Raw genomic sequence first — 17798 nt, forward strand, 5'->3', positions numbered from 1 at the left:
CACCGCCGGCGGTGTGCCTCAGGTCTCCCCGGCCGCGGAGCGGGGGAGCACCGTGACGCGGTGGAAGTTGCACTTCGAGGGCAGATCCGCCGGGGGGCGCGTCTGATGGGCCTTCAGCGCGATGCTCACCAGGCTCAGCAGCAGGTCGACGTCGGCGTCGCAGTCCAGGTGCACGGTCACCCACCGGGAGCCGGGGACCAGGCGGATGGCGCTGGAGCCGCCGAGGTCGTACTGGAAGCGCTGGATGGCCCGGTGGGTGAGGTGGAGGTCCACGTCCCGGTCCGAGTGGAAGTGGACGATCTCGTCGCGGACGGAGCGCAGTGCCCATCCGGTTCCGCAACTGGCCGGACCCGCGGTGAGGTCGGGCCAGGCTTGCAGCCGTTCGAGGGCGCGCTGGGCCAGAGTCATGGCCCCATCGTCGCCCGATCACCGCTCCGCAACCAGAGGTTGAGCGATTTGTAACCGGCACGTGAGGTCAAAGTACGTACCGGAGCCCCCGGGGGAGGCCCCGCGCCCGTTCGCGCGGTGCCTCCCCCGGTCGCGCTACGGCGCCACGCAGCCGATCGTCCCCACCGGGAAGTCATTGCCCGTGGACGTGGCGGTGAAGCCGAAGGACACGCTGCCGTCCGGTGGGACGACGCGGTTGTGGTCCACGTTCCGGACCGTCACCGTGCCGTCGACCCCGCCGGACAGTGTGCCGTTCCACACCCCGCCGAGCGTGGTACCGCTGCCCGGCCGCCACTGCACGGCCCAGCCGTTCAACGGCTCCGTCCCGTGGTTCATCACCTCGACGGAGCCCTGGAAGCCGCCGCTCCAGGAGTTCTCCACGGCGTACACGGCCATGCAGTCACCGGAGTGCGTGGGCGGCGGGGTCGTCGGGGGCGGGGTCGGCGTCGGGGTGCTCCCCGACCCGCCGATGCCGGTCACCTCGCCGTTGCCGCCGTCGAAGACGACGTCGGAGCAGGAGAAGAAGTTCTCCTGGCTGTCCGAACGCACCCACTGCATGAAGATCAGCGCGTCACCCGAGCGGCCCGAAGGCAGCGCCAGATCCCAGTAGTAGTGGCCCCCGTCGGCGCCCGCCGAGCCCTGCTGGGGCGGGTCGGTCACCGTCTGGATCAGCTCCAGGTCGTCCCAGCCCAGCTCGGACGTGGGCGACCAGCCCGGCTTGGTCAGATAGACCCGGAAGTCACCCGGGTGGGCCGCCCAGTTGCTGTAGTTCACCTGGATCGTCGAACCGGACGTCAGGTGCGTCCGGGGCCAGTCGGCGCGGGCGGCGTTGTAGGCGGAGAAGTCGTACGGGGACCGGTCGCCGGCGCTGCACAGGGTGCCGTCCGGCACGTAACCGGCGCCGCGTCCGCCCGCGTTGGAGTCGAGCACGGCGAACCAGTTGTACAGCGCCGTCGCGCCGCTCCGGTCGAGGGCGCTCTGGCAGGCCGGGTTCGTCGGGTCCAGGGCGCCGGTGCCGGTCTTGGCGTCCAGCTGGCAGAGGTAGGTGCGTGAGCCGGGCATCATCGCCACGCCGTGCGCGTCGGCCCGCCCCTGCCCGAGCAGGAACGTCACGCCGAGCGCGCCGAGCAGGGTGGCCAGTACCGCCGTGAGAGAGAGGTATCTGCTGCGTCGAACCACAGGGGTCTCCTGTTCTTCCGGGTGCTGGGGCTCCCGGTCGTTGATGAACGATCCATGATCGGTCCATGACAATCGAGACGATCGAGGGGAGTGGTCGGGACCTGGTGATCGGGGCCCGGCGGTCGATGTCCGGCAATCAGGCTTGGTGATCAGGAGGAGCGTGCGGTGGAACCCCCGCCCGTCCGGGGAGGGCGCGTCGACCGGACGGGCGGGGAGGCGGGGGCCGGGCGCGGCCGCTACGCCGTGGTGCAGGCGGTGTCGTTCAGGAGGAAGCCGTCCGGCTCGGCGAACGCGCCGCGGTGGGTGCCCTGGAAGCCGAATGTCAGGCTGCCGCCGGGGGCGATCCGGGCGTTGTGAGCCACGCCGGTCGCCGTGACGGCACCTGTGTACGGGGCGACGGAGGCGTTCCAGGCGTTGGTGATCCGCTGACCGGAGGGCAGGGTGAAGGCGAGCCGCCAGCCGTCGACGGGGGTCGTGCCGGTGTTGGTGACGGTGACGTCCGCGGTGAAACCGTCCTGCCAGACGTTCGTGCCGTACGTCACCTCGCACGCCGCCGGGTCCCCGGGGCCGCCGGGGTCGGGGGTGCCCGCGCCGCCGCCGGTCGAGACCGTGGAGGAGAAGGAGTTCACGGCCAGTCCGGCGCCGTTCTGCCACGGCTCGAAGCCGGCCTGCACGCTCGTCAGGTACCAGTCGTCCTCGGCGAGTCCGCGCGCGACGGTGGCCCGGACGAAGTCCATGACGTCGAAGCTCCAGTCGGTGATCGCCGACGGGGCCACGAAGGACAGCACGTCGTTGGCGCCGTTGCTGCCGGTCCACACCTCCCAGGTCCGTCCGCCCACCGCGGCCGTGCCGACCTGGGAACCGATGGGCTGGATCGGGCCCACCCTGTTGAACCAGATCATGATCTCGGTCCGGTTCACCCCGTCGGTCCGGGGTGTCGGGTCCAGCCAGATGTCGTACGAGGCGTTGTAGACGGCGTCGCCGACGTAACCGTACGAGATGCTGGAGGGCGCCTCGGAGACGGTGTCGAGCCGGGCGGGGAGGTTGGTGCCCGGTGAACAGGTCGTGTAGTGGCAGCCGTTGAAGACCGACGGATACGACTTCGGCGCCCCGTTGGTGGGTGCGGATCCATCGGCCTGGCTGACCCGGAAGCCGGTGTCGGTGGCGGTGACGCACTGGGTGGCGCTGGAGCCCCAGCGGTTGTTCTGGACGACGTAGCGTCCCTGGATCGTCGTCGTGCCGAACGGTTCGCAGATCGTGGTGTCCGCCTGGGCCTGCGCCGTCGCGGTCATCAGTGACGCGACGACCGCGAGGGTCGCGATCAGTGCGCCCAGGAGGCCGCGCGGAGTGCGGGCTTGGGGCCGAAACGGTCGCATGGGGGTCTCTCCGGAAGGGTGCGGGGGATGGAGGGGGCCGGTGCGGGAGCGCTCCCGACTCCCCACTGATGGGAGCGCTCCCACTTACCGGTTGACTGGGGACTGTAGAAGCCGCTCATGTCCCTGACAAGAGTGTGTGCGTCGGGTTTGTCGAAGGGATTTCGAAGCCCCAGGTGAGAGACGTGCCGCCGGGAGCGCTCCCGGGTGCCGACGTCGGATCAGGCGGAGTCCCGGAGTACGAGTTCGGTACGCAGGATGACGTGGCGCCAGGCGACGGCGGAGTCCTCCATCTCCTCCAGCAGGAGCCGCACCATCGTGTGGCCGATCTCCTCCAGCGGCTGCCGGACCGTCGTCAGCCGCGGTTCCGCGGACTCGGCCGGCCGGCAGTCGTCGAAGCCGATCACCGCGACGTCCCGCGGCACCCGCCGGCCCGCCGCGCGCAGCGCGTTCAGCGCCCCGGCCGCCATGGTGTCCGAGGCGGCGAACACCGCGTCGAGCTCCGGGTGACGGGAGAGCAGACCGGTCATCGCCCGGCGCCCGCTCTCCTCCGTGAAATCGGCGCACTCGGCGACCAGCGAGGGCCTGACCTCCACACCCGCCGACTCCAGCGCCTCCCGGTATCCGCGCAACCGGCACTGGGCGACGTACATGTCGAGCGGTCCGCTGATCGCCCCGATCGTGGTCCGGCCGCCGTCCAGCAGGTGCGTGACCGCGCCGCGCGCGCCGCCGGTGTTGTCGGCGTCGACGTAGGTGACGCTCTCGTCGCCGGAACGCCGCCCCAGCATGACGGTGGGCAGTCCCGCCTTGGCGAGCAGGTCCGGCAGCGGGTCCTCGGCACGTACGGACATCAGCAGCACGCCGTCGACCCGGCCGCCCCGCGCGTACTCCACGAAACGCTGCCGCTCGGTGTCCGTACGGACCAGGGTGAGCAGCAACTGCACCGGGGTGTCGGTCAGGGCGTCGCCGACGGCATGGACGATCTCGGTGAAGAACGGCTCCCCGAACAGCCGCCAGTCCGTCTCCGTCATGACCAGCGCGACGGCGTCAGCCCGGTGGCCGGCCAGGGAACGGGCCGCGAGATTCGGGACGTATCCCAGTTCGGCGATGGCCCGCTGCACGGCGCGGCGTGTGGAATCCCGCACGCCGGCCGCGTTGTTGACGACCCTCGAGACGGTGCCCCGCCCCACACCGGCGAGGGCGGCCACCTCCTCGAGCGTCGGCGTACCGGGACGCTGCCTGGCCATGCCCGCCTCCCCCTACGAGATCATCCGATATTACGGTCAGTCGCTCGGCTTGGTGGGCCGATCGCCAGGCGTCCGGGGGCGGGCGGGGGCCGTCGGATCGACGGGCACGGTCGGATTGACGGGCACGGCCGGATCGACGGGAGCCGCCGGACCGGTGACGTCCGTGAGGTCCGCGCCCCACGCGGCGGCGCACAGGATGCGGTCGAGTTCCCCGGTGTGGACGGCGGCGCCGAGCCAGGCGCGGGTGAAGCGGCCGGTGTCGGCCGGGAGCAGCCGGCCGAAGGGGTCGCGTGCGCGGTCCCCGGCGGCGGCGTGGAGCTCGGTGAGGAGTTCGGCGGCGGTGCCGAGGCCGTGCCGGCGAAGACGCGTGCCGTCGGCGTCCCGGTTCCCCGGGAAGGCCAGCACACGGCGGCCTCCGGAGGCGGCCTGGTGGACCCGGCGCCGCAGCAGGTGCACGGGTGCCTCGTCGACGGCGGGCGCGGCGGCCGGGGCACCCCCGGGTGCCGGTGCGGCGGGCAGGTCCGCGCGACGGAGCCGGTCGAGACCGAGGTCGAGGCGGCTTCCCGGGTCGGTGGGATGGCTGACGGCAAGGAGCAGGGCGCGGGGCTGCGGGGCCGGCGTGAGCCGGGCGACGACGCGCAGCCGGAGGCCCCGGGCAGACGCCAGAAGGCGGAGGTTCTCGCGGTCGGGAAGCGCGGGATCGTCATGGGCGGCGGCGAGCCGGAGCGTGCGGCCGCCGCAGTCGGCGACCAGGCACTCGCCCGCTGCCTCGCGGACCGTGCCGATGAGCGTGACGTCGAGGAACAGCAGGTCCCGTTCGTCCGTCAGGGCGCGGGAGACCTGCTCGGCCACCGGTACCGCCCACAGGTGGTCCAGGGGCTCGGCGTGCCATGCGGCGCCGGTGGCACGCACGGCCCGTACACCCGCGCCCGCCCCCAGGCGGCCCGTCGGAGAGACGGTCGCGCCGGACACGGCGAGTCCCGCACGCGACAGTTCACGATGTGTCAGGGACGTGTCCCCGATGGGCACGGCGCGGTCGGCGGCGCCGGTGGCCCGCCCGGCGCCGCCCGGGGCCACGTCGGAGACCGTGTAGAGCCGGCCGGCGGCGTCGGCGGTCCAGGTGACGGCGCCCGCGTATCCGGTCGCGGTGAGGACGGGCTCGGCGAAGAGCCCGTACAGGCGCAGGGACCCGTCCGGGGTGTAGGGCCGGCGTACGGTGCCGCGCAGTCCGGCGAGTTCCGGGCCGGTGGCGCCGGGGAGGCGGTGCGCGAGGAGCAGGACGTCGCGGAGGGCGGCGGCGAGGTCGGTGAGACGGTAGGCGGGGTCCGCGCTCCGGGCCGCGCGCAACGCGGTGACGACGGCGACCGCACGGCTCGCCGCCCGGGGGAGGCCCGCGAGCCGTGCGGTGTGCGCGGCGTGCAGCAGCTCGGCCTGGAGCACGGCACCGGAACCGTCGGTGCCGGCCTCCAGCACTGCGGCCGCTGCGTCGTACAGGGCGGCCGCGGCGAGACGTTGGCCGGGGGTGGCCGTTTCGGGGGCGGTTGTTACGGGGACGGCCGTTTCGGTGGTGGCCGTGGCGGCGGTGGGGACCGTGACTGGGGCCGCCGGTGCGGTGGGTGACGGCCGCGGAGAGGCGGGCGGTGATGGAGCAGGGTCCCGAGCCGGGGGAGGGGCGGACGACGGCTGTGCCGAGTCCGTGGCCGGTGGCTGTGCCGAGTCCGTGGCCGGTGGCTGTGCCGAGTCCGTGGCCGGTGGCTGTGCCGAGTCCGTGGTCGATGGCTCAGTGGCCGGCGGCTCCGCGGTCGATGGGTCCGCGGCCGGTGGCTCCGTAGCCGAGGGCTCCGCGGGGTCGGCGACCGGGGCCGCCGACGCCGCGGCGGCACGGTGCAGGCAGCCGGGTGCGAGCAGGCAACCGCAGCGGATCGCCCCGGCGCTGGTCACCACCCCGCCGGGAGCGTGCAGTTCGAGGTCGGTGTCGTCGTCGACGGTGATGCGCACCACGTCGCCCGCACGCACCGTCGGACGAGCCGCCACCTTGGCGACGCCCGCGTCGAGCCGCTTGCGCAGCCGGGGGGTCAGTGCCGCGACGAGCTCGGCGGTCACCGACGGGGCGACCGGCGGAAGCTGTGGGTTCACGCGATCTTCTCTCCTACCCAGCGGGCGAGTTCGAGCGGACTGAGGGCGGCGACCGGCATACCCGCGGCGACGAGTTGGCCCGCCGTCCCGGTGGAGTACCGGGGGCGGCCCGTGTCGTCGAGGCTCGCGCAGCCCAGGACGTGGCAGCCCGCCCCCACCAGGGCGCGGACCTCGGCGAGCAGTCCGCCCAGCGGGTAGCCCTCCTCGAAGTCGCTGACGACCACGACGAGGGTGCGGGACGGCACGGTGACGAGTTCGCGGGCGTGCCGCAGGCCCGCGGCGATGTGGGTGCCACCGCCCACACTGACCTCGAGCAGCAGGGACAACGGGTCGTCGACGTGGTCGGTGAGGTCGATGACCTCGGTGGAGAAGGCCAGGAAGTGCGTGGACAGCGTGGGCACTCCGGCCAGCACCGAGGCGGTGAGGGCGGCCCAGACCGTGGACGCCTCCATGGACCCCGACACGTCGGTCACCAGGATCAGCCGCCAGTCGGCGGCCCGTCCGGCGCGGGTACGGAAGACGGGGTGTTCGGGAATGACCTGGACCGTGCCGTCCGGGGCGCGCCGTGCGGAGGGCAGGTTGGCCCGCAGCGTGCGGGGCAGGTCGAGGCCGCCGCCCGGGCGGCGGCCGGGACGCGGCAGGACCGTGCCGTGCAGCGCGGGGCGCAGCCGTGTGGCCAACTGCCGGGTCAGTTCCTCGACCAGACGCCGTACGAGCGGCCGGAGCGCGGCCAGGCGCGCCTCGGGCAGGCCGCCCGCGTGCCGGAGCACGGTGCGCAGCAGGTCCACGGAGGGCCGCACGCTGTCCGGGTCCAGCTCGGCCAGGACGTCCGGCCGGCCCGTCGCGGCCGCGGCCGCCAGGACCTCCTCGCGGATGCCCGGCCCGAACAGCACCGCCAGCTCCTCCGACCACTCACGCACACCCGGATAGGACGCCTCCCGGCCGCCGCCCCCGCCGCTTCGGCCGGGCCCGGTCATGTCCCCGCGGCTGCCTTCGCCCCGCCCGCTGCCGTACAGCTCGTCCAACGCGGTGGCCAACGAGGCCGCCGACGGGGACAGCCGGTCGGCACGGCGGCCGAGCACGAGCCGCCAGCGGTCGGCGGGGGCGAGGCGGTGATCACCGGCGGCGGGCGGTGTGTCGGGGGTCGTGGTGGTGGGCTCGGGGGCTGGTGGTGTGTCGGGGGCTGTGGCGGTGGGCCCGGGCGTGCCGGTCTCATGGGCAGGGGGCGGGGGCAGCAGTCCGAGTCCGCCGAGAGTGGCTCGGGCCGTCAGGTCCGCGCGGGTCCACAAGGCGAGGGCGTCGGGGTCCACCCCGCCCGTATCGGCCGGCCGGCCGACGTCCAGACGTTCCTCGACGGTGGAGAGAAGCCGGTCGCGGGCGGCCGGGCTGAGCGTGTCGAAGCCGCCGCGCAGCGCCGGCAGCCGGTCGAGGAAGTCCCGGTCGGACAGCTCGCAGACCCGGTCGAGCAGTGGCTGCAGCGCGGGCGCCGCGGACTCCAGCAGCGGGCCGGCGGCCGTCAGCAGCCCGGTCAGCCGGGCGGTGAGAGCGGACCGGGACGCGCGGTCGCTCGCCGCGTCGACCCAGGAGGCGACGCGACCGCCCAGGACCTCCGCGTCCTCGTGCCCGAGGAGCACCCGGACAGCTCCGGCGGCGCCGCGCATCAGGGGCGAGCCGTCGAGCGCCAGCCGGTCCAGGGCGGCGGTCAGCCGGACGCCACCGAGGACGTCCGCCCGGTGGGCGAGCTCCAGCAGGGCGTGCGCGTCCGCCGGGTCCTCTGCCCCGGCGAGACCGTCCACCTGGCGAACCGCGGCGGAGGTGAGGAGTTCGGCCACGGCGGTGGCACGCACCGCACGGCCCTCGTCGGTGCCGAGCGCGGCGATGTGGCCCGTGCGCAACCGGTCGAGCAGACCCAGACCGGTGAGGAGTTCGGGCAGCGCGGCAGTGCCCGGCAGCACCTCGGCGGCCTCCGCGAGCCGCGCGTCGGTCAGCTCCGGCAGGCCGCACTCCGCCGCCTGCCGGAGCCCCTCCAGCGTCTGCGCGGCCATCGGCCCGCCCTCGTCCCGTTCCGCGCGCCACCGCTCGCGCAGGACCCCCTCGGCGGCCTGGGCCGGAGTGACACCGCGTACGCCGACCGCTGACAGCATGGCCTCGGTCCCCGGAGTCCAGCGGACCTCCCACCGCGTCGTCAGCGTCTGCGCACCGCCCGCGCCGACGACCTCCTTCTCCTGTGCGTACGGGACACCGCACACCGTCAGGCGGCGCAGCAGCAGGTCGCGTTCGCGGTCCAGGGTGGAACGCAAGGGGTCCAGTCGCAGATCCCGGGCGGTCGCACCCGGCCTGGTGGCACCTGATCCGCTCGGTCCCCGCCCGGTCGGCCCCTGGCCGGTCGCCCCCGGTCCGGTCGCCCCCGGTCCGGTGGCGCCCGGTCCCGCGGTGCCCGGTCCGGGCAGTCCCAGCGCCGACAGTTCGGCCTCGACGGCCGGAACGAGGCCGCTGCGCGGCGCGCCCGGAGCCGGGCGGCCGTTGCGCGTCCCGACGAGGACCTGCTCCATCGCCCGGGCGACGGCCCGCCCCCTGCCGTACGGCTCGCCCTGCGCGAGCACCGTCTGCACCGCCTCGACCAACTCCCCCCGGCCCGCCGCGGGCAGCCCGCGCAACCGCGCCAGGTCCGAGGCCAGCCGGGTGATCTCGCGGGCGTCGGCGGGCCCCGACGGATGTCCGAGGGCGCGCAGTCCCGCACACACCCGTACGGCCGCTCCCGTCAGTGCCTCCTCCAGCGCCCCCGGATCGCCCGCCGAGCGCAGGACGAGGTGCTGCCACTCAGGGTCCCGGATGCCCGCCGGATAGCCGGACCGCTCGTCCAGGAGGGCGTACGTGTACGGGATGAGGGACGTGATCCACCCGGAGTGGTCGGCCACGTGGCCGGACCGGTCGGCCGGGCCGCGACGGCTGCCGGGGCTGCCGGGCCTGCCGGGGCGGTCCGGCTCGGCCTCGGGCTCGGGCGCGGCGGCGGCCGGGAACACCAGCGCCGGTGCGTGGAAGGCACCTACGACCACAGCGGCACGCGCGCCGTCCGCGGTGGCGGCGGCCAGACGGGAGCGCATCCACCGCTCACGCCGCAGATCCAGCTCCGGCACGCCGCCCGACGAGATGGCCTCCTCGCGCAGCGCCCAGCCGGTGAGGAGCGCGGCACGGCGCAACGCTTCCGGCTCGGACCCCGGAGCTGCGGCCTCGACGAGACGGTCCCAGAGGTCTTCGTCGGGACGCCCGGTGAGCCGGGCCCGGAGAGCGGCGGTGAGCCCGGAACAGTAGGAATCCGGCGCGACGGCTGAGAGCCCGGACGGCCCGGACGGCCCGGAAGGTGCGGATGGCACGGAAGGTGCCGACGGTGCGGAAGGCGGGGCGGATGTGCCGGGGTGCCTCGCCTCGCGCCACGCCCGGTCGGCCAACGGCAGGTCGCAGGCGACGACCGGCACGCCGCGCCGGCAGGCCCAGCGCACGGCGGCCAGCTCGGGGGAGAAGTCGGCGAAGGGGTAGAAGGCCGGCCCCCCGCCCTCCTCGGTGGACGCGGCCGCGAGGGCGACCGGCGCCCGCGTCTCCTCGTGGCCCAGCCAGGGCAGCCACTCCTGCATCTCGGCGGGAAGCTCGACCAGCAGGACGTCCGGAGCGGCCCCGTCCAGCAGCCCCGGCACTGCCGCGGCCAGGGACGGGGCGTGATGCCGTACACCGATGAGGTAGGGCGCCGCGGGAGCGGTGAGCGCGGCGACCGCTTCGTCCGGAGACAGGGGCAACGAGGCGGGGGAGGCCGAGGAGGAGGACGCGGGGGAGGCCGAGGAGCGGGACACGGAAGTCAGCCTTCCAGGTCCGTGCGCAGGTCCCACAGGGTGCGCCAGGTGGCCGAACCCTGCTCCGCGCGGCGCCGGACCGGGCCGTCCCAGTAACCGCGCAGCCGCGCCGCGTCGGCCGGGTCGTCCTTGCGGACCACGCCGAGGAGATGCCCGGGGAGCAGCCCCAGTACGTCGCGGTCGCCCGGGAAGTACGCCGCGGCCAGTCCCAGCGCGCCCGCGACGGACACGGCTTCCGCGGTGCTCATCACCGTGGACGGCCGCTCGACCTCCCAGCCCTCCGCCGAACGGCCCTCGCGCAGGTCGCGGAAGGCGACGACGAGGGCCTCCAGGACGGCCTCGTCGACCCGGAACGGCGCGCCGGACCGTTCGACACAGGCCCGAGCCTGGCTGCGGACCAGCGCCGTCTCCGCGTCCAGGTCCGGAATGGGGCCGACCGTCTCGAAGTTGAAGCGGCGTTTGAGCGCGGCGGACATCTCGGAGACGCCCTTGTCGCGCAGGTTGGCGGTGGCGATGAGATTGAAGCCGGGCGTGGCGTGCGCCAGGGCGTCGTCGGTGCCCGACAGTTCGGGGACGGCGATGCGCCGCTCGGAGAGCAGCGAGACCAGGGCGTCCTGCACCTCCGGCAGACAGCGGGTCACCTCCTCGACGCGGGCGATGCCGCCCCGGCCCATCGCGGTCAGGACCGGGGAGGGCACGAGTGCCTTCCGGCTGGGTCCCTGGGCCAGCAGCAGAGCGTAGTTCCAGCCGTACTTGAGCTGGTCCTCGGTGGTGCCCGCCGTGCCCTGGACGACCAGGCCGCTGGTGCCGCACACGGCCGCCGCCAGCAGCTCGGACAGCATGGACTTGGCGGTGCCGGGCTCGCCGACGAGCAGCAGGCCGCGCTCGCCGGCGAGGGTGACGACGCACCGCTCGACCAGTGCCCGGTCGCCGACGAACTTGCCCTCCACCACCAGACGGCGCGGCACGCCCTCGGGCGCCTCCGCGTCCTCGGGCAGCCGCAGGGCCCGGCCGTCGCTGCCCATGACGAACGTGACCACGGCCCGGGGGGTGAGCCGCCAGGCCGGCGGGCGGGGCCCGTCGTCGTAGGCGGCGAGGAAGGCCAGCTCGGTGGCGTACCGGTCCTCGGGCGGCACGATCTGGCGGGCGGTGTCGGGGGAGAGGGTGGTGGTCATCGACGGATCTTCCGGTGGGCTCGGGCAGGGGTCATGGGAGGGCGTGCGGGTGGACTCGCCTGCGCGGTCATCGGCGGCGGCCCTTCCTCGTGGCGCGGGTGGTGAGCTCCTCGTAGCCGGGTGCTTCGCCGGCGCGCACCCGGGCCCAGGCGACGGCGAACAGCTCGGGCACCGGGAGGAGCGGCACGGCGCGGAGTCCCGCGTGGACGGGATAGAGGCTCTCCTTCCACGTCTCCACCGGCAACGCGGGCGCCTTGAGGTCGCGCCAGCCGCAGGGCAGGAAGAGGGAGCGGCCGGCCCGGGGCCGCTTGGCCTCCACGACCAGCTCCGTCGCGGCGAGTTCGGCCCGGGCCTTCTTCAGACGGCCGGGTTTCCAGCCGGTCCAGCGGGCGCAGTTGCGGTCCGTCGGGTCGGGCAGGGCGAGCAGCTGCAGATAGAGCGCCGCCGCGTCCTCGCCCAGCCCGTGGGCCGCGGCGACCTCGGTGACGAGCGCCGGTACGCCGACCGTGGGGTCCTGGGCCGCTCCGGTGGGCCCTTCGGGATCGAGCCCGGCGGCGAGGGTCCGGGCCAGCTCGTCGCCGAGAACGGCCCGCAGGGACCGGAGCCCGGAGCCGCGCGAGGCACCCACCAGCCCTTCGAGGAGCCCGAACACGGCGTCGTCCGGGCCGGTGAGGCCGGCCGGGCGCACCAGCACGGTCTCCCTGTCGCTGTGCCAGGGGTGCAGTACGAGCGCCTCACCGACCCGCGTGGTGCCGTCCGCGCCGGCGCCCCCGGTGTCGGGGAGTCCGTACAGCTTGCGGAGCTCGGTGGCCGTGCTCCCGCCCTTCTCCGTCCACGAGACGTCCAGCTCGAGCAGCAGCCCCGGGTCGGCGACGCGGCGGCGCAGCGCGGCCAGGCCGTCCGGCAGGGCCGCGCGCAGGGGGTGCCCGTAGGGCAGGGCGTAGGCGAGTGAGGTGAGGGCGGTGACCGCACTGGTCAGGTGGTGGCGTCCGGGCACCGCGGCGGGGTCCTCCGCGACCAGCCGGCCGTCCTTGTCGGGCCGTTGGACCGTGGTGCGGCTGAGCCAGGCGGTGCGGGCCGGATTGAGGACGTCCTCGGCGGAGGCGGTCGGAAGGCCGTCGAGAGCGGGCGCCAGGTCCTCGGGCACGCGGACGAAGGAACCGAGACGCTCGGCCCACATCCGGCCCGCGGCGCCCGTGTCGGGCCCGGCCGTCCACAACTCCGCCGGGTCGTCGGGCAGCAGGGCGCCGACGAGTGCCTGCCGGTCAACGGCGAGGAGCGAGTTCAGCATGCTCCTGCCCGAGTTCAGCTGGCGCGGCTTGAGCCCGATCGTGGTGAGCGCGTCGGCGCCGAGCTGCTCCGGCAGCCCGGCGAGGAGCACCGTGGCCTGGAGCGGGCCCAGGCCCGCGTGCGTCGCCGCGGCGAGCGCGGCGGGTGCGTCCGGCTGCCAGGGAGCGGCACCCTTGTCCCGGATCAGCCGGGTGACGGTGGCGAGGCCGTCGCCCGGGAACGCCGAGGCGTGGCGGGTCTCCTTCTCCAGAGTGAAGTGGGCGACGGCCCCGAACGTGCCCGTCGGGTCGTGGTCGAGAGCGAGCCAGTTGACGCGGCCGCGACCGTAGTCGACGTTCTGGCAACCGAGGACGACCACGGTACGACCGTCCCGCCGCAGCACCTGACCCGCGCGCTCCTGCTTGTCGTGCTTGTCGTGCCTCTCGTACGGCTCGCTCAGCACGATCTCCCGCAGGCCGCTCCCGGGAGCGGCCAGCGGCCCTTCGGCCAGTGCTTCGAACAGGAGGAGCAGTGCCTCGCGCTCGTCCTCCGCCACGGTCGGTGCGGCGGCCCGGTAGGCCAGTGGCCGCACCACCTTCAGGAGGGCCGGCCAGACCATGCCGATACGGGGGACGGCGTGCTCGTCGCTGCGCCATCCGTCGCCGGGGGCGGTGCGGCGGGTGCTGTCGGACAACTGCCTGCCGTCAGCGGGCTTCCCGGAGAGTACGTGGTTCACGGCGCGGATCTGCCGGAGCGCGGTCCACTGGCTGTTGCCCGCCCAGGATCCCCACATGCGGGCCAGACCGTCGGTGGCCGTGCGCAACGTGTGGTCGTCACCGTGCTCGGGACGGTAGTCCGCGAACATGCCCTCGGCCCGCTTCCGGTCCGCCTTCGGCTGCTCGACGGGCGGCGTGACGAACCTGGTGACCGAGTCGGTGATCTGGAGGGTCGAGCGGACCAGGGCCGCCACGCCGGTGAGGAGCCGCTCGTCGGTGAGGCCGGGAAGCGACCGGGACACGGCCTGCCGTACGACCTCCTCGGCGGTCGGCACAGCGGTCCCGCCGTCGGCGGTCACACCGCCCGGACCGCCGGTCCCACCGCTCGCTCCGCCCTGCCCGCCGGTCGGACCACCGCCCGTTCCCGGACCACCGCCCGTTCCCGGACCACTGGCTGCCCCGCCGGTGCCCTCGGCCGCCTTCACCAGCGCCTGACGCTCGGCCAGCGCCCGCGCCGCGTCGCGCACCAGCTCGGCCGCCCGCTCGTCGGTGAGCGCGCGCAGCAGGGCCGACGCACGCTCGTCACGGGGACGCAGGGCGTGCCAGAAGGCGACCGGCGGCACGAGTGGGGTGCCCGCGGCGAACTCCCCGCCCCGTTCGTTCGGTGTCACCCGGCCGAGCACGCCTGTGCCCGTACCGTCGTCCGGCGCGAACAGGGCGATCCGGCGCCGCGTCCGGGCCACGACGGGCGCGGCGCCCCCGGGCATCCGCAGCGCACCGAGCGGAACGACCCGTTCCCCGTGCTCGGAGGCCCGCAGCGTGACGGTGCGGCCGTCGGGCGTTCCGGTGGTCGTCAGGGTCTCACCGGCCTCGTCCTCGGCACGCACCCAGCGGCCGAGAACGGTGCCGTCCGTGCCGAACGGGCTTTGCTCCAGCCCCGGTTGCAGCGGGAGCACCTCACACCGGTCCTGCAGCAGCGTCGCGTCGTCCCTGATGCCGGTCCGCAGGAAGGCGGGCAGGGACGCACGCCCGTGGGTGCCGGTCGCCGGGTCGTACTCCAGCCACACCTGCTGCCGGCCCTGCCTGCCCTGCCGCCAGTACAGGCCGCCGTCCCCGATGACGGGACGGCTCGCGGGCAATACGGTGTCACCGGCGTGCAGGGTGCGCCCGCCGGTGGCCCGGCCGCCGTCGGGCAGCGGAATGGACGGCGCGCCGGCGTTGTCGCCGCGCCACCAGTGGGTGATCTGCTCACCGGTGAGCGTGACCACCTCGGAGGGCCGGGTGGACCAGTAGCCGCACTGCTTGCCCTCCTTCCACCACACCACGAGCAGTTCCCCGTCGGTGTAGCGGAACTGCGGGCGCCGCCAGCGGTCCAGCTCGGCCGGGAGCCGCAGGTCGTGTTCGAGCAGGACCCCGTCCGGGCCGACGACGACCGCCTTGTGACCGCGGCTCAGGATCAGGCAGGGCCAGGCCTCGTTGACGATCAGCGTGTTGTCGCGGTCCTTGCGTGTCTCGGCGTCGAGCAGCCGCAGGGCGTCGTCCAGGGCGGGCCAGCCCAGTTCGTCGAGGATGCCGGCCCGCAGGGTTCGTCCGAGCAGCGGAGCCGTTTCGTAGGCGGCGGCGCGGGCGACCGCTTCGGGGTTGACTCGGGGAGCCACGGCCCGGAAGGGCCCCAGCCGGTGCAGTGCCTCGCGGGCCCCGGGCAGCCCCACCGAGCCGGTGAGTTCCCCGACCGCGCCGTCCAGCCATTCGTGCAGGACGCCGCTCAGTACCCGATGGCCGGCGAGGTGCTCGAGTATGTCAGCCGCCTGCCGGTCCTCGGCCACGGCACCGACGGCCCGCAGCAGCAGGGGACGCAGCCGCGGATCAGCCGCGACGGCGGCCAGATCACGCCGCCCGGGCCGGGTGTCCCGCGCCCAGCGGTCCAGTCCGAGATGGACCTCGGTGCGGGGGTCCGGCAGGGCGAGGGGGATGTCCGCCGCCGCGCAGAGGTCCAGCAGGCCGATGTCGGCGCCCATGTACCGGCGGCCGGTGAACAGGTCGACGGGCCGTCCGTCGGCGCGCAGCCGGGACGCCATCCGCGCCACCAGGTCGAGGGTGGCCGGCGAGGTGTCGCACACCGTCGCGCCGTGCTTGCGGTGGGCGGCCCAACGGCTGAGCCAGTCCGCCGCGTCGACACCGTCCGCCGCGACGACGGGCCCGCCCGTACGGTCCGCACCGTCGCCTTCATCGCCTTCATCGGCTTCGTCGGCTTCGTCTGCCTCGCGGGTCAGCAACCGGTCGGCGCCGCACTCGGCCAGCAGCGTCAGCCAGAAGTCGTCGCTCTCCACGTCGCGGTCCAGCCCGGCAGGCATGATCTCCAGCAGCCGGGCGCGTACGGCCGGTCGCCGGCCGGCGAGGACGGGCAGGGTGGTCCGGTAGGCGGTCCAGAAGGAGGCGGGTGCCCGGACGGCGGCGGGCGAGGCGACCAGATCGGCGACCAGGTCGCACTCCGCCTGGACGCGGGACAGCCCGGCCGCCTTGATCAGGACGCGGGCGTCCTGCGGCAGCGACGCGTACGGCGGCACACCGGCCGCGCAGCGCTCCACCGCCAGCTGCCGGAACTGGTCCCACGCCTCGGCGGCGTCCAGCCGGCCGGAGAGGTCCTTCACGTGCTGCTTGAGCGCCTTGACCGTCAGTGCCCCGGCGAAGGCGAACTCCAGGAAGACGGCGCGCTGCCGCTCCTCGTCGACCTTGAGCGCGTGCACCCGCTCGGCGTCGCGGGCCTTGCCGAAGAAGGCGGCGGCGTAGGTGGTGTTGTCGTACTGGAGGAAGATGCGGGCGGCCTGCTCGTAGAAGGTGGGCAGGAAGTGCGGCACCGCCCGGCCGAGCCGTTCACCGAGTGCCTCGAAGCCCTCCTTCGCGGTGCCGGGGCGGGACTTGGCCTGCCGCGCGATCCGCTCGACGTCCTTGACCAGGGCCAGCGCGTGATGTCCGTTCGCCGGGTCGTTGACCAGTGCCCAGGCGGGGAATCCGAGGGTCTCCCGCCTGACCTGCCCGACCTCGGGAGTCTCCGCGTCGCGCACGAGGCCGAGGAAGTCCAGGGCGAGGTCCTCGGCCTCGCCGAGGGTGCCCGGCACCAGCCGGACGACACTGCGGTCGCCCAGAGCGGCATGGGTGTAGGTACGGACGGTGAGGGTGTCGGCGTCCTCCCGGTCGGTGCTGCCCGGCGGCAGGAGGGCGCCGGCCTCGAGGAGGGCGGCTGCGGTGGCGTCGTCGTAGGCGGTGGTCCGACGAGTTGCGGGCGTGGCGTCGTCGTGCGCGGCGGCTCCGCCCGGCGGGATGGTGGCTCCGTCCTGCGCGATGGTGGCTCCGCCCGGTGTGGCGGCGGTCCCGTCGGCTGTCATGGTGGTGGTCCCGTTCACGGTGCTCACGCCGCCCGCTCCTCGTCCTCGATGTCACGTCCGGCGTACAGCGCGGCAGCCATGCGCATGCCCTCCGACCAGGCCACCGGCCCGATCCCGCCGAGCTTCAGCACGCGGCCGGCGCTGTCGGTCCACATCAGGGGACCGGTCTCCGTCTCCTCGTAGCCGTCGTAGTCGCCGACCCAGACGCGGGCCTCGACGCCCCGGCCCCCCTCCCGTACGGAGCAGACGGCGTATCCGCCGCGCACGCGGTAACCGAGCTGGGTGACCCGCCCGTGCAGGAAACGCAGTTCCTTGAAGGCACCGCCCGCGTACTCCTCGACCGAGGTGCTCTCCGCGTCGAGCGCGGCGGGGCGGTGCCAGACCTCGCGGAAGAGCTGCTGGGCGCGCTGCTCGACGCCGAGTTCGACGGCGAACTCCCGTAGTTCCCCCAGGTCTTCGAGCAGCACGGGGTGCGGGAGACGTACGAGGCCGGGGGAGATGCGCACGGTGTCCCCGTCGAGGTCGACGAGACCGAGGCCGCGGTCGGGGTCGGCGTCCCGCAGGAACCCCGCGACCTCGCCGTCGGCGCCGGTGACGACGAGGTCGCGCAGGGCGGACCGCCAGGCCGGGTCGGGCCACACCCGGGTGAGCACGGCGAGGGGGACGGGCAGTGACCGCACCATCCACCGCTCCACGTCGGTCAGGCACTGGCGTTCGTGCCGCTCCAGCCACTCGGTGAGCTGGCGCAGCCCCACCACGGCGGGATCGTCCGCCAGTTTGGCCGGCACCGACTTGAGCCGTCGTCCGGCGGCGTTGCGGCACACCACCTTCCCGTCGTCCAGGGCCACCTCGTAGTCCCCGGCCGCCACCCACCCCATGAGTGCCTCCCCGCACCGCAGTGATCAAGTGCTGAAAACTCTAGGCCAGCCCACTGACAACGCGGCGGGTGCTGGGGACGGCCGGGGAACGGCCGGGGTACGGGCGCCGTGCCGTCAGTCGTCCAGGCGGACCGGCATCAGCAGGGA

The 17798-nt window shown here is 74.6% G+C and carries 9 protein-coding genes; all 9 read right to left on the reverse strand.

Annotated features, from left to right (window positions below; translation table 11 throughout):
• Nucleotides 1-18: 18 nt before the first annotated feature.
• Nucleotides 19-408, reverse strand: a complete 390-nt coding sequence (locus tag ACP4J0_RS13255; RefSeq protein WP_426524713.1) for a luciferase family protein — start codon at nt 406-408, stop codon at nt 19-21.
• Nucleotides 409-543: 135 nt separating this feature from the next.
• The gene (locus ACP4J0_RS13260) at nt 544-1626 is read right to left on the reverse strand and encodes a lytic polysaccharide monooxygenase auxiliary activity family 9 protein (protein ID WP_426598851.1); all 1083 of its coding nucleotides are present in this window, start codon (nt 1624-1626) and stop codon (nt 544-546) included.
• Between the two features lie 236 nt (nt 1627-1862).
• Nucleotides 1863-3002 carry a GH12 family glycosyl hydrolase domain-containing protein gene (locus ACP4J0_RS13265; protein ID WP_426598852.1) on the reverse strand — a complete coding sequence of 380 codons (1140 nt, stop codon included), beginning with the start codon at nt 3000-3002 and terminating at the stop codon, nt 1863-1865.
• Between the two features lie 218 nt (nt 3003-3220).
• On the reverse strand, nt 3221-4246 hold the full coding sequence (locus ACP4J0_RS13270) for a LacI family DNA-binding transcriptional regulator (RefSeq protein WP_426598853.1): 1026 nt from the start codon (nt 4244-4246) through the stop codon (nt 3221-3223).
• A 36-nt stretch (nt 4247-4282) separates the two neighbouring features.
• Entirely contained in the window at nt 4283-6382 is a 2100-nt protein-coding gene (locus ACP4J0_RS13275) for a hypothetical protein (protein ID WP_426598854.1), read from the reverse strand.
• Nucleotides 6379-10227, reverse strand: a complete 3849-nt coding sequence (locus tag ACP4J0_RS13280) for a DUF5682 family protein (protein WP_426598855.1) — start codon at nt 10225-10227, stop codon at nt 6379-6381. The genes ACP4J0_RS13275 and ACP4J0_RS13280 overlap by 4 nt, the downstream gene beginning before the upstream one ends.
• Nucleotides 10228-10232: 5 nt before the next feature.
• Nucleotides 10233-11402, reverse strand: coding sequence for an ATP-binding protein (locus ACP4J0_RS13285; RefSeq protein ID WP_426598856.1), 1170 nt, complete (start codon nt 11400-11402; stop codon nt 10233-10235).
• A gap of 67 nt (nt 11403-11469) precedes the next feature.
• Nucleotides 11470-16773: a hypothetical protein gene (locus ACP4J0_RS13290; RefSeq protein WP_426598988.1), complete on the reverse strand. Its 5304-nt coding sequence runs from the start codon at nt 16771-16773 to the stop codon at nt 11470-11472.
• A 23-nt stretch (nt 16774-16796) separates the two neighbouring features.
• The gene (locus ACP4J0_RS13295; protein WP_426598857.1) at nt 16797-17651 is read right to left on the reverse strand and encodes a DUF4132 domain-containing protein; all 855 of its coding nucleotides are present in this window, start codon (nt 17649-17651) and stop codon (nt 16797-16799) included.
• Nucleotides 17652-17798 lie beyond the last annotated feature (147 nt).

Source organism: Streptomyces sp. WG7, assembly GCF_049975785.1.
Taxonomy (GTDB): domain Bacteria; phylum Actinomycetota; class Actinomycetes; order Streptomycetales; family Streptomycetaceae; genus Streptomyces.

Coding starts and splice junctions, on each gene's coding strand:
- ACP4J0_RS13270 (WP_426598853.1), bottom strand. CDS start 4,246: ATGGCCAGGCAGCGTCCCGGTACGCCGACGCTCGAGGAGGTGGCCGCC.
- ACP4J0_RS13255 (WP_426524713.1), bottom strand. CDS start 408: ATGACTCTGGCCCAGCGCGCCCTCGAACGGCTGCAAGCCTGGCCCGAC.
- ACP4J0_RS13290 (WP_426598988.1), bottom strand. CDS start 16,773: ATGACAGCCGACGGGACCGCCGCCACACCGGGCGGAGCCACCATCGCG.
- ACP4J0_RS13285 (WP_426598856.1), bottom strand. CDS start 11,402: ATGACCACCACCCTCTCCCCCGACACCGCCCGCCAGATCGTGCCGCCC.
- ACP4J0_RS13295 (WP_426598857.1), bottom strand. CDS start 17,651: ATGGGGTGGGTGGCGGCCGGGGACTACGAGGTGGCCCTGGACGACGGG.
- ACP4J0_RS13265 (WP_426598852.1), bottom strand. CDS start 3,002: ATGCGACCGTTTCGGCCCCAAGCCCGCACTCCGCGCGGCCTCCTGGGC.